This is a genomic window from Dietzia sp. DQ11-44, from assembly GCF_014145205.1.
GTDB lineage: Bacteria > Actinomycetota > Actinomycetes > Mycobacteriales > Mycobacteriaceae > Dietzia > Dietzia natronolimnaea.
In genome coordinates this window covers 1-14322 of sequence record NZ_JAALEC010000660.1, presented here as the reverse complement: position 1 = coordinate 14322, position 14322 = coordinate 1, and the positions used below count along the sequence as shown (strand labels likewise).

The following is a 14322-nucleotide window of genomic DNA, read 5'->3' as shown; positions in this document are numbered from 1 at the left end:
TCCGCCGTGGCGTTGTGCGCGGTCCTCGCGGTGGGCGGCGGTTGCGGGCCCGCGGAGGAGGCGACCGACCGGACCGTGAGAGCGGAGACCACCGGTCAGGGCGCCGAGGCCGAGGCCGGGGGGCCCGCCGCCGTCGGCCCGAGAGGCCCTGCCAGGAACGGCAGCGAGCAGGATTTCCTCGACGACCTGACGGCGTTCGGACTACCCACGGAGATGACCGCGGCCACCACCGTCGAGGTGGGGATAGGGATCTGTCGGAGCATCTCCGACGGGTCCGACACCGAGACCATCCTCGATCACCTCCGCCCGCTCACCAGCGCGATCGCCGCGCAGGATCCGGAGCGCGACACCGCGGAGGTGGGCCGGGCCATCATCGATGCGAGCCGGGCCCACCTCTGCGGTTGACGCTCCCCGGTTCACCGATCCGGGTCGCCCGGACCCGGGTCGCCCGCCGGCTCAGGTCGTGTGGACGATGAGCACGTCGCAGACGGCCCGGCGGGCCGCATCCGCGGGCACCGACCCCAGGAGCCGGCCGGTCAGCGAGTTGAGGCCCTTGTTCCCCACGACGAGCAGATCCGCGTCCACCTCGTCGGCCAGCTTGATGAGCGATTCGACCGGCGCGCCCTTGACGGTGCGCGCCTCGACCGTCGACGCCCCTGCGGCGACCGCCCGGTCCTTGGCGGTCCGGACGATGTCCTCGGCCGGGTTGTCACCGCGGATCTGATAGGCGTCGTCGCCCAGCTGATCGGCGGCCTGGCTGACCGAACGCGGATCGGCGGGCACGTAGGCGCAGGCGATCACGAGGGTCGCGGACTCGTCGGCGGCAAGCGACGCGGCACGATCGACGGCCCGGTAGGACGACTCCGAGCCGTCCGTACCCACGACCACCTTCTTGTAGGCGCTCAATTCTCTTCCTCTCGTCGGCAACAAGTTCTACCCAGCGTAGTGCGCGTGGGTCCCCGCCGTGCCCGGTAAGCGCGCGACGTCACAGTGACGGGTCAGTCGATTCCCGCCTCGCGCATCCCCTTGAGCTCTTTGCGCAGCTCGGCGATCTCGTCCCGGAGCCGTCCCGCCAACTCGAACCGTAGGTCCGTTGCCGCCGACATCATCTGCTCGGTCATCTCCCCGATGAGTTTCTCGAGTTCCTTCCGTGGCCGCGCCGACTCCCCCGCCGCCCGTGCACCCACGAGCTCGGGGCGGTCCCGCGGATCGGAGGACGACTCCCCGTCCTTGTCCTCCCCGACCCTGTCGAGGATGTCGGCGATCTTGCGCCGCAGGGGCTGCGGGTCGATGCCGTGCTCGGTGTTGTACGCGACCTGCTTCTCGCGTCGACGGTCGGTCTCCTCGATGGCCTGTCGCATCGCCTCGGTGACGGAGTCCGCGTACATGTGGACCTCGCCGGAGACGTTGCGGGCCGCACGGCCGATGGTCTGGATGAGCGAGGTGGCCGACCGGAGGAAACCCTGCTTGTCGGCGTCGAGGATCGCCACCAGCGAGACCTCGGGGAGGTCGAGTCCCTCCCGGAGCAGGTTGATGCCCACCAGGACGTCGTACTCGCCGCGTCGCAGGTCGCGGAGCAGCTCCACCCGCTGCAGGGTGTCGATCTCCGAGTGCAGGTAGCGCACACGCACACCGAGTTCCAGCAGGTAGTCCGTGAGGTCCTCGGACATCTTCTTGGTCAGGGTGGTCACCAGCACCCGCTCGTCCCGATCGGCCCGGGCGCGGATCTCACCGAGGAGATCGTCGATCTGCCCCTTGGTGGGCTTGACGACGATCTTCGGGTCCACCAGCCCGGTGGGACGGATGACCTGTTCGACGAACTCGCCCCCCGTCCGTCCCATCTCGTACGCGCCGGGGGTGGCCGACAGGTACACGGTCTGACCGACCCGGTCGGAGAACTCCTCCCAGGTGAGCGGTCGGTTGTCGAGCGCTGACGGGAGCCGGAAACCGAAGTCCACGAGATTGCGCTTGCGGGAGGCGTCGCCCTCGAACATCGCGCCGATCTGGGGAACGGTCACATGGGACTCGTCGATGACCGTGAGGAAGTCCTCGGGGAAGTAGTCGATCAACGTGGCCGGGGAGCTGCCCGCTGCGCGACCGTCGATGTGCCGCGAGTAGTTCTCGATGCCGGAACAGAATCCGACCTGCTGCATCATCTCGATGTCGTACGAGGTGCGCATCCGCAGTCGTTGGGCCTCCAGGAGTTTGCCCTGGTTCTCCAGCTCCGCCAGCCGCACCTCCAGTTCCTCCTCGATCGAGGCGATGGCCCTGGCCATGCGGTCGGGTCCGGCGACGTAGTGCGTCGCGGGGAAGATCCGTACCTCGTCGACCTTCCGGACGACGTCTCCGGTCAGGGGGTGGATGTAATAGAGGGCGTCGACCTCGTCACCGAAGAACTCGATGCGCACGGCGAGCTCCTCGTAGGTGGGGATGATGTCGACCGTGTCACCCTTGGCGCGGAACGTCCCGCGTGTCATCGAGACGTCGTTGCGCTCGTACTGCACGTCCACCAGCAACCGCAGCAACCGGTCGCGTTCGACTTCCTGGCCCACGGCCAGGGAGACGGACCTGTCCAGGTAGGACTGTGGTGTGCCCAGACCGTAGATGCACGAGACCGAACTGACGACGACGACGTCGCGCCTCGACAGCAACGACGACGTCGCGGAGTGCCGGAGCCGCTCCACGTCGTCGTTGATGGACGAGTCCTTCTCGATGAAGGTGTCCGTCTGGGCGATGTACGCCTCGGGTTGGTAGTAGTCGTAGTAGGAGACGAAGTACTCGACGGCGTTGTTGGGCAGCATCTCCCGCAACTCGTTGGCCAACTGCGCGGCGAGGGTCTTGTTGGGGGCCATCACCAGGGTCGGCCGTTGGACCTGCTCGATGAGCCAGGCCGTCGTGGCGGACTTACCGGTACCGGTGGCCCCGAGCAGCACGATGTCCCGCTCTCCCCGCCCCAGCCGCTCGGTGAGCTCGGCGATCGCCGTCGGCTGGTCCCCGGACGGGACGAACTCGCTGACCACCTCGAACCGGTCGGTGGTGCGCTCGACATCCCCGATGGGACGGAACTCGGAATAGGAGAGGACGGTCGGGTCTGCGGGGATCCCGTCGTCGGGGATCTCGGTCGCGAATGCCATACCCTCAGCCTACGAGGCTCCGCACACCCCCGCCCGACAGCGATGTCCCTCGGATGTCAGAGGCGACAACTACACTGCGCCCAAGCTCGCTAACCCTATGCTGTCTCGTCTGGAGAACCCCGTGGCCTGGACCCTCAATCGTCGTCGTACCCATCGTCCCCGCCTCCGGACTGGGCCGTTCGCGACGGCGACCGCCGCGACACTCGCGGCAGGGGCGCTCACCGTCCTCTCCCCCGTCGCGGCCGCCGCGCCCTGTGACCCGTGGCCCCCGGCCGGTGGAGGCTCCGGCTCCGGCTCCGGATCCCTCGGAACACCTGCCGCAACTCCAGCCACCCCGTGGGCGACCGGGGACAGCGGCTACATCCCCGTCCTGCAGGGACGCACCACGACGGTGGAGTTACTCACCGGACCCACCAGTCCCAACAAGACGGTCGAACGCTTCGGGATCTCCGGCACCGACCTGGGAATCCTCTGGGAGAACGGCGACGCCTCCAGCCCGCAGGTGTTGATGGCTCTCGGCGACACCATGGGCGACTGCAGTCTTCCGGGAGACCAGTGGCGCAGCAACATCCTGTTCCGCTCGTCCGACCGCACCCTGTCGGACGGGATGCGTATCGACGACGCACCGATGGAGGGGCCGGGACTGGCCAAGTCCATCCTCCCCCGCTCCGGTCTGCCCGGTGAGGTCACGGTGATCCCGACCGCGGGTGTGCAGGTGGACGGCACCCAGTACCTGCGCTACATGTCAGTGGCCAGCTGGGGTGCCCCCGGCGAGTGGATCACCAACTACTCCGCACTCGCGGCCTCGGAGGACAACGGGGAGAACTGGACGCCCGTGTCGGGCACCGCGCGCACGGGCACGGGGAGTGCTCAGCTCATCCCGCCGTCCCTGGGCGCCCCGCACACGACCCATACCGCCGGTCAGATGAGCGCCTTCCTCGAGCACGACGGGTACGTCTACGAATACCTGACCCCGTCGGGCCGCAGTGGTGCCGCGACCCTCGCCCGGGTCCCCGCGGGCTCGATCGAGGACATGTCGGCCTACGAATTCTGGAACGGGACCGGGTGGGTGGCCGACCACCGGGCCACCGCCCCGGTGATCCCCGCCCGCGTGAGTGAGCTCTCCGTGTCGTGGAGCCCGCGGCTGGGGCGCTTCATCGCTCTGTACACCAACGCGAACAACGACATCGTCATGCGGCAGGCCGCGACCCCCGAGGGGCCTTGGTCGGGCGAGGACATCCTGCTGTCGTACGCCCACGTGCCCACCCTGTACGGCGCGTTCATCCACCCCTGGAGCCCGGCGGTAGAGACGGTGGGCTCGGACCTGTACTTCACCATGTCCACCTGGGACGCCTACAACGTGTTCCTCATGAAGACCGACCTGAACCGGATCCCGGCGCGGACGTTGCCGGACCCCAACGCCCGGATGCGTACCGCCGACGACAGTTGGACCCGTGACACCCCAGATCCGGCCGAGACCGGTGAGACCGTGCTCGTCGAGCGTCTCCCGATCCCGGGGGCCTGAGATGAGCCGCGCTCTATCGCGGCTGGCCGCGACGGGGCTGGCCGCGGTGACGGCGTCCGTCGCCACGCTGGCCACCACCGGGGTCGGCACCGCCACGGCCGGCCCGTGCAGCGAGATGTTCGGCAACTTCGGGTCCCTGCTCGAGAACCAGACCGGCGCCGGCATGGCGGGGGGTTCGCTGGCGTCTCTCGGTTCGGGTTCCTCCGGCTCACTCGGGTCCGCCTCGCGGGCCATGGGCTCGGCGGACCGCTCGGGCTCACTCGTGCAGCAACTGGAGACCGGGTCCCTGGGCAACGGACTCTCGGGCTCCCTGAACACGGTGACCGGATCCGTCTACGGGATGCCCCCGTGGATCACCGGGGAGGAGGGCACCGTCCCCGTCCTCCGCGGTCCCACGCAGTTCCTCCAGCTCGTCACCGGACCCACGAGTCCCACCGAGTCGATCAGCCGCTACGGGGTGGCCGGAACCGATCTCGGCATCATGTGGGACAACGGAGACCCCACCGATCCGCAAATCCTCATGGCGTTCGGCGACACCATGGGTGACTGCACCATCCCGGGTAGCCAGTGGCGGTCGAACGTCCTGTTCCGTTCCCGTGACGACGACCTGTCGGACGGAGTGACCATCGACTCAGCGGCGACCGGTCCCGACGGTCTGGCCAAGTCCCTCGTTCCCCGTTCGGGGCTACCCGGGGAGGTCACGATCATCCCGACCGCGGGCATCTCGGTGGAGGGGGTCCAGTACCTGCGCTTCATGTCGGTCGCCAACTGGGGTCAACCGGGTTCGTGGACCACCAACTACTCGGGGTTGGCCTACTCCACGGACAACGGCGAGAACTGGACCGTCGTACCCACTCTGGCCCGGCCGATCACCTCTGCGGTCCCGGTCGGCGAGGGTGCACCCCCCGTGGACGCCGCCTGGCGGGACTCGCAGATGAGCTCCTATCTCAAGGCCGACGATCACCTCTATGAGTACCTCACTCCGTCAGGGCGCCAGGGTGCCGCGATCCTCGCCCGCGTACCGCTCGCCGGATCGCCGTCGGCGGAGGACCTCGACGGCACCGACGGAGCCCCGCCCGCCGCGGGGGTCCTCGATCCGGCCGCCTACCGGTACTGGGACGGCACGGACTGGGTCGTCGACCCGGGGAACGCCGAGCAGGTGTTGCCCCGCCCGGCCAGCGAACTCTCCGTGATGTGGAACAACTATCTGGGCAAGTACACCGCGATGTACTCCCAGGGCTTCAACTCCGTCGTGCTCCGCACCGCGGACCGGCCGGAGGGCCCCTGGACGGGGCCCACAGTCCTCGTGGACTACTCCATGCTCCCCGGCGTCTACGGCGCGTTCATGCATCCGTGGGCCCAGGGTGACGATCTGTATTACCTGGTCACCACGTGGAACGCCTACAATGTGTTCCTCGTGCGCACCAGTCTGTCCGAGGTCTTCCCGAGCACCCTCCGCAGAGCCGCGGCCCCCGCCGGGCCCGCCACCTCCGAGGTGATCAGGCACGTCCCGGTGTCGGAACTCGTCGACGGTGCGGTCCCGACGGAGTGACCGCGGCGGCGTGAACAGGGAGAGGTGAGCAGGGCGGGGTGAGCGCGCCGGGTGACCGCTCAGCGGTCCGACGCCTCACAGAGGGTCCGCTCCCACTCCCGGGTCTCCTCGCGGTCGGCCCGGCGGAGGATCTCCGAGTACTCCACCCGCGCGCTCGGATCCGAACCGATGGCCTCTGCCATCAGCAGGGCGAACTCGTGTTCCGGATCGTCCTCGGCGAGGATCGACACCTCGAGTGGCCGGGCGGGGTCACACCAGTGCAGGAGAGGACGTTCGGCGGAGCGGTCACGGACGTATCCCGCACCGGTCAGGAGCGCCAGCGCACGCTCCACGGTCGCCTCGTTGGGCACCGTCACCTGCAGGTCCACGATGTCCGGCGCATCGAGACCGTCGACCGCGGTGGGGCCCACGTGATCGATGCGGGTCGCGACGTCCCCCAGCACGTGACGCAACCTCGCCGTCGCCCTCGCCGCCTCCGCCGCCCATTCCGGCCGGAACGGCACCACTGTCCGGTCCCCCACCACAGGTGTGCCCGTCCGCAGGTTGTGCTCGAAGGGCCGCAACCGTAGCTCGACGAGCATCCGGACGATCTCCCGAACCGGTTCGCGGTCGCCGGAGTTGTCGATCAGGACATCGGCTTCCGCCCGACGGGCCTCGTCCGTCGCCTGACGGGACATACGCGCGCGGGCGTCGTCCTCCGGCATACCCCGCTGCTCCACCAGTCGCCGGAGTCGGATCTCCGCCGGGGTGTCCACCACGATCACCAGGTGGTAGGCGGGAGTCATCCCGCCCTCCACCAACAGGGGCATGTCGTGGACGACGATCGCGTCCTCGGGCGCCGAACCGAAGAGTTCGGCAGTGCGCTCCCCGATCAGCGGATGGGTGATCGCGTTGAGTGCGGCGGTCCGCTCCGCGTCGACGAAGGCACGAGCGGCGAGCGCGGCCCGATCGAGAGCGCCGTCCGGCCCCACGATGTCGTCGCCGAACTCGGCGACGAGCATCGCCAGACCCGGGGTGCCCGGTTCGACGATCTCCCTCGCGATCCGGTCCGCGTCGACGATGACCGCACCGGCCTCCGCGAGCACTGCCGTCACCGTCGACTTGCCGGCTCCGATTCCACCGGTCAGACCCACCATCAGCATGGGTCGAAGTCTAGGTGACCGGGGTCTGCCCCGGCCGCCGTGGCATCTCCCCCGGCACAAATAGACCACGGCCCCGGTCGGCGACCCACCGTGGTGGGACGACCGTCCGGGGCCGTGGTCCGGGCCGTCAGGCGCCCGTGGCGCCGTCAGACCGCGAGGTCACTCACCGCCGGCGAGCTTCGCCCGCAGGGCGGCCAGCTGCTCGTCGGACGCCAGCGAACCACCGGTCGACTCGGCCGGGCTGCTGGTCTCCGCAGCAGCGGGACGGGACGACGACGGGGCGGACTCGGACGAGTAGTTGGTCGGCGCGGCCTCCGCGGCCTCCGCGGCAGCAGCGCGACCCTTCTCGATCTGACCGGTGTGCATCTTGTGACGACGCTCGGCCTCCGCGTAACGGTTCTCCCACTCCTCACGCTGCTTCTCGAAGCCCTCGAGCCATTCGTTGGTCTCGGGATCGAAGCCCTCGGGGAAGATGTAGTTGCCGGCCTCGTCGTAGCTGTCGGCCATGCCGTACTTCGACGGGTCGAACTCCTCCGTGTAGTCCTCGTCCGCCTGCTTGAGCGAGAGCGAGATACGGCGACGGTCGAGATCGATGTCGATGACCTTGACCATGGCGTCGTCGTTGACCGTGACGACCTGGTCCGGGACCTCGACGTGGCGCTCGGCCAGCTCGGAGATGTGGACGAGGCCCTCGATGCCCTCGTCGACACGCACGAACGCGCCGAACGGGACGAGCTTGGTGACCTTGCCCGGCACGATCTGACCGATCGCGTGGGTCCGGGCGAAGTGCCGCCACGGATCCTCCTGGGTGGCCTTGAGCGACAGCGAGACGCGCTCGCGGTCCAGGTCGACGTCGAGGACCTCGACGGTGACCTCCTGGCCCACCTCGACGACCTCGGACGGGTGATCGATGTGCTTCCAGGACAGCTCGGACACGTGGACGAGACCGTCGACTCCGCCGAGGTCGACGAACGCACCGAAGTTGACGATCGAGGACACGACGCCCTTGCGGACCTGGCCCTTCTGCAGCTGGTGCAGGAACTCCGAGCGGACCGCGGACTGGGTCTGCTCGAGCCACGCACGGCGCGAGAGCACGACGTTGTTGCGGTTCTTGTCCAGCTCGATGATCTTGGCCTCGAGCTCCTGGCCCACGTAGGGCAAGAGGTCGCGGACGCGGCGCATCTCCACCAGGGAGGCCGGGAGGAAGCCACGCAGGCCGATGTCGAGGATGAGGCCACCCTTGACGACCTCGATGACGGTGCCCTTGACGGCCTCGTCCTTCTCCTTGAGCTCCTCGATCGTGCCCCAGGCGCGCTCGTACTGGGCGCGCTTCTTGGACAGGATCAGACGGCCGTCCTTGTCCTCCTTGGTCAGGACCAGGGCCTCGACCTCGTCGCCCACCTCGACGACCTCACCGGGGTCGACATCGTGCTTGATGGAAAGTTCGCGCGAGGGGATGACACCCTCGGTCTTGTATCCGATGTCGAGCAGGACCTCGTCGCGGTCGACCTTGACGATCGTGCCCTCGACGATGTCGCCATCGTTGAAGTACTTGATCGTGGCGTCGATGGCGGCGAGGAAATCCTCCGCGGAGCCGATGTCGTTGACGGCTACCTGCGGCGAGGTGGTTTTGGTGGTCATAGGGTGGGGTGCTCCGGAGTGGATAGGAATCGTAGGTGGACAGATGTTCGCGAGCGTGTACGCACGCGACGGTCAACTGTACTCTGCCAGCGTGACGTCCACAAACCCCCCCGACCACGGCGAGTCCGTCCGCGCCTCCCGCACGTGGTGGGACACCGAAGCGGTCGAGTACCACGACGAACACGGCGACTTCCTCGGTGCCCACTCCCCCGACGGTGAGTTCGTCTGGTGTCCCGAGGGCCTGCACGAGGGCGACTGGAATCTCCTGGGTGACGTCACGGGCCGCGACGTCCTGGAGATCGGGTGCGGTTCCGCACCGTGCTCCCGGTGGATCGCCGGCCGCGGGGCCCGCGCCGTCGCCGTCGACCTCTCCGCCGGGATGCTCCGCGTGGGTGCCGAGGCCGCGAGCAGGTCGACGGGTCCGGCAGCCGGAGTGCCGCTGATCCAGGCCGATGCCGGCCGCCTGCCGTTCGCCGCCGACAGCTTCGACGTCGCGTTCTCCGCGTTCGGGGCGATCCCCTTCGTGGCGGACACCGCCGGGGTCATGGCGGAGGCCGCACGCGTGCTCCGACCCGGCGGACGGTTCGTCTTCTCCGTCAACCACCCGATGCGGTGGATCTTCCGTGACGATCCGGGGCCCGAGGGGCTGGTGGCCGCGTTCCCGTATTTCGACCGCACGCCCTACACCGAGTACGACGAGGAGGGCGACCTCACCTACGTCGAGCACCACCGCACGGCTGGTGACCGGATCCGGGAACTGGTCGGTGCCGGGTTCGTGGTCCGGGACCTGATCGAGCCCGAGTGGCCGGAATGGCTGGACCGTGAATGGGGGCAGTGGAGCCCGCTGCGCGGCAGCATCTTCCCCGGCACCGCGATCTTCGTGGCCACTCTCCCCTGACCGCCGGCGACACGACCGTGGGGCCGGCTACAGGATCTTGGACAGGAAGTCCTGCGTCCGTTGGTGCCGGGGCGCCCCGAGTACCTCGGACGGGTGGCCGGCCTCGACCACTACTCCGTCGTCCATGAAGGCGATCGTGTCGGCGACCTCCCGGGCGAAGCCCATCTCGTGGGTGACCACGATCATGGTCATCCCGGCGTCCGCGAGATCCCGCATGACGCCCAGGACCTCACCGACCAGCTCGGGGTCCAGCGCGGAGGTGGGCTCGTCGAACAGCATGAGCTTGGGCTCCATCGCCAGCGCGCGGGCGATCGCCACCCGCTGCTGCTGACCACCGGACAGCTGCGCCGGGTAGGCGTCCGCCTTCGCCGAGAGCCCGACCTTCTCCAGCAGGACCCTGGCCCGCTCAGAGGCCTCGGCCCTCGACTCGCCCTTGACCAGCATGGGCGCCTCGATGACGTTCTCCAGGGCGGTGCGGTGCAGGAACAGGTTGAAGTGCTGGAACACCATCCCGATGTCCCGGCGTTGCCTGGCCGCGTGCCGGGGCGAGATCTCGTAGAGCTTGTCGCCCTTCTCCCGGTACCCCACCAGGTCGCCGTCGACGTACAACCGACCGGCATCGACACGCTCGAGGTGGTTGATGCACCGGAGGAAGGTGGACTTGCCGGACCCGGACGGGCCGACCAGGCACAGCACCTCCCCGGCGGCCACCTCGATGTCGATGCCCTTGAGCACCCTCAGCGAGCCGAAGCTCTTGCAGACCTGCTCGGCCCTGACCATCGGAGTCATGGCATTCCTCCCGACTGGTCGGTCCCTCTGGCCGCGGCGAGCCCGGAGGGGGTGAGGCCGTCCGCCTCTGCCAGCGCCCGCAACTGCTTCGCCGTGAGCTGGCGGGTGGCGCCGCGGGAGAACTTCTTCTCCAGGAAGTGCTGCCCCACCATGAGCACACTGGTGATCACCAGGTACCAGGTGGCCGCGACCAGCAGCAGCGGGATCGGCTGGAAATTGACCCCGGAGATGTCGCGGGCCTGACCGTAGAGCTCGCCGGAGAACGGGATGGCCACGACGAGTGAGGTGGTCTTGAGCATCGAGATCAACTCGTTGCCGGTCGGCGGGATGATCACCCGCATGGCCTGCGGAAGGATCGTCCGGCGCATCGTCTGTCCCCACGACATGCCGAGCGCGGTGGAGGCCTCGGCCTGGCCCTCCGGAACGGACGAGATACCCGCCCGCACGATCTCGGCCATGTAGGCGGCCTCGTTCATGGCCAGACCCACCACCGCCAGCCAGAACGCCGAGTACAACACCATCGTGTCGTCGAAGCGCACGATCTGGAAGTCGGTGAAGGGGATGCCGAACTGGACCTGCCGGTACAGCGTGAAGATCAGGCCCCAGAACAGCAGCTGGACGTAGATGGGTGTTCCGCGGAAGATCCACAGGTACACCCAGGCCACGGCCTTGAGCACCGGGTTGCTGCTCATCCGCATCACCGAGAGGATGACCCCCAGGATGACGGCGAGGATCATCGACAGCACCGTCAGCGCGATGGTGTAGAACACCGCCATGCCGAACCGGGTGTCGAACAGGTAGCGGCCGTAGGTGCCCCAGCCGTAGGCCGGGTTGGTCGCGGCGCCCCAGATGAACAGGAACACCAGGACCAGGACGATAGTCGCCGAGACCCACCGCCACGGGTGCCGGAGCGGCACCGCCTCGATGGGGTCAGGAGCGTCTCGGGGGGCCGAGGCGCGGTTCTGCGCGGTGCTCACCGACCGGTTCAGCCCTTCCGGATCTCGGCGTCGTCGATCAACCCGTCCTCGAGGCCCCAGTTCTGGGCGATCTTCTCGAAGTCACCGGTCTCGATGAGCTTGTCGGCTGCGGCCTCGAGCGCGGCGGCCAGTTCGGACCCCTTGCGCACGGGCCAACCGTAGGGGGCGGAGTCGAAGACGTCCCCGGCCAGCTGCATCTTGCCCTCGGACTGCTTGACGGCGTACGCCGAGATGGGCGAGTCGGCGGACATGGCGTCGACCTTGCCGAGCGCCACGGCGGTGGAGGCCTCGTCCTGGGAATCGAACTGGACCTTCTCGATCGGGGGATTGCCGGCGGCGACGCACGCCTCGCTGCGGGCGGGCACGTCCTCCTGGTCGGAGACCGTGGTGCGCTGGACCGCCACGCTCAGGCCGCACGCGTCGTCGGGGTCGACGTCGGTGCCCGCCGCCGATGCCCACTGGATGCCGGCCTCGAAGTAGGTGACGAAGTCGACGGTCTGCAGCCGCTCGTCGTTGACGGTGAACGACGAGGCGCCCATGTCCATGGTGCCGCCCTCGATGGCGGGGATGATCTTCTCGAAGTCGGACTCGCGGAACTCCGCACGCAATCCCATGAGCTGGGCGGCGGCGGTCATCACGTCGATGTCGAAGCCGACGATCTCGCCCCGCTCGTTCTTGAACTCGTTGGGCGCGTACGGCGGGTTGGTGCCGATCACCAGCACGCCCTTCTCGCGGATCTCGGCCGGTACGAGGGCGGCGATCTCGTCGTCCGTCTCGAGCGAGACCTCCTGCCTCGGCTCTCCCGAGTCCTCGGGACCCTCGGTGTTGGTGGTGCAGCCGGTGAGCGTGAGGGCCGCTGTGGCGGTCAGTGCCAGTGCGGCACGGAGGCCGCGCCGTGAGGTGAGGGTCATGTGCGTGCCCTTTCAGGCGTCGGGTAGCCGAATCTGCAATGAACCTAGGGCATACGTCGAGCACCACAAAACGCACCGCCCGCTTTTGGCGTCAGTGGTTACCCACTGGTTACTCAGTGGGCCGCGGAGTCCCAGTCGGGCCCCGTGCCCGTGGAGACGTCCAGCGGGACGTTGAGTTCGATGGCGGAGTACATCCGGTCGACGACGAGCTCGCGGACCTCCTCGAGTTCGCCCTTCGCCACCTCGAGCACCAGTTCGTCGTGGACCTGGAGCAACAGACGGCTCTGCAGCCCCCGCTCGTCGAGGTCGGCGTCCACCTTGAGCATCGCCGCCTTGATGATGTCCGCGGCGGTGCCCTGGATGGGGGCGTTGAGGGCCGCACGCTCGGCGTTCTCGCGCTTGAGCCGGTTGTCCGAGTTGAGCTCGGGCAGGTAGCGCCGACGACCGAACAGCGTCTCGGTGTAGCCGTCACGTCGGGCCTGGTCCACCACCGCGTGCAGGTAGTCGCGGACTCCCCCGAAGCGGGAGAAGTACGCGTCCATCTGCTCGCGGGCCTCGGTCTGGCTGATGCCGAGCTGCGCGGCCAACCCGAACGCGCTGAGCCCGTAGGCGAGCCCGTAGCTCATGGCCTTGACCCTGCGCCGGAGCTCGGGGGTGACCTGGTCGATCGGCACCCCGAACGCCCGGGAGCCGACGAAGGAGTGCAGGTCCTCGCCGGTCCGGAACGCCTCGATCAGTCCTTCGTCACCGGACAGGTGCGCCATCACGCGCATCTCGATCTGGCTGTAGTCGGCCGTGAGCAGGCAGTCGTAGCCCTCGCCCACGACGAACGACTTGCGGATCCGTCGGCCGTCCTCGGTGCGGACCGGGATGTTCTGCAGGTTCGGATCGGTGGAGGACAACCGCCCGGTCGCGGCGACCGTCTGGTTGAACGTGGTGTGGATGCGCCCGTCGTCCCCGATGGACTTGATCAGCCCCTCGACGGTGGTGCGCATCTTGGTCGCCTCGCGGTGCAGCAGCAGTGCCTCGAGGAAGGCCCGTCCCGGGGTGTCCCCGGTTTCTTTGGAGAGAAGCTCCTCCAGCGCCTTGGCGTCGGTGGTGTACCCCGTCTTGGTCTTCTTGGTCTTGGGCATGCCCAGGGTGTCGAACAGCACCACCTGGAGCTGCTTGGGCGAACCGAGGTTGATCTGCTCGCCCCCGATCGCGGCGTAGGCCGCCTCTGCCGCGTCACGCCCACGGTCGGCGAACCCGTCGCGGAGGTCGTCCAGGGCCGACGAGTCGACCGCGATTCCGATCGACTCCATCCGCGCGAGCACCGGCACGAGCGGCAGTTCCATATCCGCGAGCAGCTGCGCACCGTGCACCTGCTCCAGCTCCACGTCGAGGCGCTCGGCGAGGTCGATCACGGCCCGGGCGCGGGTCGCCGCCGAGTTGGCCGCCTGCTGCTCGGCCTCGGACTCGTTGACCTCATCCAGCAGCGACAGTTGTTTCTCCGCCGCCTCGGGCTCCGGGAGCTCACGCTGCAGGTGGCGCTGGAACAACTCCGCCAGGCCGTAGCTGCGCTGACCGGGACGGACGAGATAGGCGGCGAGTGCCACATCCAGCGTCACACCGCCCAGGCGGAGGTCCCGGCCCATCAGGGCGTGGGTCGCGGCCTTGGCATCGTGTACCGCCTTCGACACCGCGTCGTCGGCCAACCACGCCTGTAGAGCCTGGTCGTCGGCGGGGCCGATCCGTGCGAGGTCGATATGTC

General features: G+C 68.6%; 12 protein-coding genes. 4 read left to right on the top strand and 8 right to left on the bottom strand.

What is annotated here, in order from left to right:
* On the top strand, window positions 1-405 hold a 405-nt coding region (locus tag G6018_RS15190), incomplete at its 5' end, for a DUF732 domain-containing protein (RefSeq protein WP_187701140.1).
* A 51-nt stretch (window positions 406-456) separates the two neighbouring features.
* Here G6018_RS15190 and G6018_RS15185 read toward each other — a convergent pair.
* Window positions 457-906 carry a universal stress protein gene (locus tag G6018_RS15185; protein ID WP_179525163.1) on the bottom strand — a complete coding sequence of 150 codons (450 nt, stop codon included), beginning with the start codon at window positions 904-906 and terminating at the stop codon, window positions 457-459.
* A gap of 92 nt (window positions 907-998) precedes the next feature.
* Window positions 999-3134, bottom strand: coding sequence for an excinuclease ABC subunit UvrB (gene uvrB, locus G6018_RS15180; RefSeq protein ID WP_095717225.1), 2136 nt, complete (start codon window positions 3132-3134; stop codon window positions 999-1001).
* A gap of 121 nt (window positions 3135-3255) precedes the next feature.
* Here uvrB and G6018_RS15175 point away from each other — a divergent pair, with 121 nt between their 5' ends.
* Window positions 3256-4659 carry a DUF4185 domain-containing protein gene (locus G6018_RS15175; RefSeq protein WP_259847481.1) on the top strand — a complete coding sequence of 468 codons (1404 nt, stop codon included), beginning with the start codon at window positions 3256-3258 and terminating at the stop codon, window positions 4657-4659.
* Between the two features lies 1 nt (window position 4660).
* Window positions 4661-6211, top strand: a complete 1551-nt coding sequence (locus tag G6018_RS15170) for a DUF4185 domain-containing protein (RefSeq protein ID WP_182609453.1) — start codon at window positions 4661-4663, stop codon at window positions 6209-6211.
* A 59-nt stretch (window positions 6212-6270) separates the two neighbouring features.
* On the opposite strand, the gene coaE is transcribed toward G6018_RS15170, so the two are convergent.
* Window positions 6271-7353, bottom strand: coding sequence for a dephospho-CoA kinase (gene coaE, locus G6018_RS15165; RefSeq protein WP_182609454.1), 1083 nt, complete (start codon window positions 7351-7353; stop codon window positions 6271-6273).
* Between the two features lie 159 nt (window positions 7354-7512).
* Window positions 7513-8994 carry a 30S ribosomal protein S1 gene (gene rpsA / locus G6018_RS15160; RefSeq protein ID WP_095717229.1) on the bottom strand — a complete coding sequence of 494 codons (1482 nt, stop codon included), beginning with the start codon at window positions 8992-8994 and terminating at the stop codon, window positions 7513-7515.
* Window positions 8995-9037: 43 nt separating this feature from the next.
* Here rpsA and G6018_RS15155 point away from each other — a divergent pair, with 43 nt between their 5' ends.
* A complete protein-coding gene (locus G6018_RS15155) occupies window positions 9038-9892 on the top strand; it encodes a class I SAM-dependent methyltransferase (protein WP_182640062.1) in 855 nt (284 codons plus the stop codon).
* A gap of 27 nt (window positions 9893-9919) precedes the next feature.
* On the opposite strand, the gene G6018_RS15150 is transcribed toward G6018_RS15155, so the two are convergent.
* From G6018_RS15150 to polA, 4 genes are all read right to left on the bottom strand, one after another.
* Entirely contained in the window at window positions 9920-10681 is a 762-nt protein-coding gene (locus G6018_RS15150; RefSeq protein ID WP_277817788.1) for an amino acid ABC transporter ATP-binding protein, read from the bottom strand.
* Window positions 10678-11658: an amino acid ABC transporter permease gene (locus G6018_RS15145; RefSeq protein ID WP_095717232.1), complete on the bottom strand. Its 981-nt coding sequence runs from the start codon at window positions 11656-11658 to the stop codon at window positions 10678-10680. Before G6018_RS15145 ends, G6018_RS15150 begins: the two co-directional genes overlap by 4 nt.
* A gap of 8 nt (window positions 11659-11666) precedes the next feature.
* Complete coding sequence (locus G6018_RS15140; RefSeq protein ID WP_182609456.1) at window positions 11667-12569, bottom strand: ABC transporter substrate-binding protein; 903 nt, start codon at window positions 12567-12569, stop codon at window positions 11667-11669.
* Window positions 12570-12682: 113 nt separating this feature from the next.
* A partial coding sequence (polA, locus tag G6018_RS15135) for a DNA polymerase I (RefSeq protein WP_182640061.1) occupies window positions 12683-14322 on the bottom strand: 1640 nt, incomplete at its 5' end.

Coding starts and splice junctions, on each gene's coding strand:
- rpsA (WP_095717229.1), bottom strand. CDS start 8,994: ATGACCACCAAAACCACCTCGCCGCAGGTAGCCGTCAACGACATCGGC.
- G6018_RS15140 (WP_182609456.1), bottom strand. CDS start 12,569: ATGACCCTCACCTCACGGCGCGGCCTCCGTGCCGCACTGGCACTGACC.
- G6018_RS15150 (WP_277817788.1), bottom strand. CDS start 10,681: ATGACTCCGATGGTCAGGGCCGAGCAGGTCTGCAAGAGCTTCGGCTCG.
- uvrB (WP_095717225.1), bottom strand. CDS start 3,134: ATGGCATTCGCGACCGAGATCCCCGACGACGGGATCCCCGCAGACCCG.
- coaE (WP_182609454.1), bottom strand. CDS start 7,353: ATGCTGATGGTGGGTCTGACCGGTGGAATCGGAGCCGGCAAGTCGACG.
- G6018_RS15170 (WP_182609453.1), top strand. CDS start 4,661: ATGAGCCGCGCTCTATCGCGGCTGGCCGCGACGGGGCTGGCCGCGGTG.
- G6018_RS15155 (WP_182640062.1), top strand. CDS start 9,038: ATGTTCGCGAGCGTGTACGCACGCGACGGTCAACTGTACTCTGCCAGC.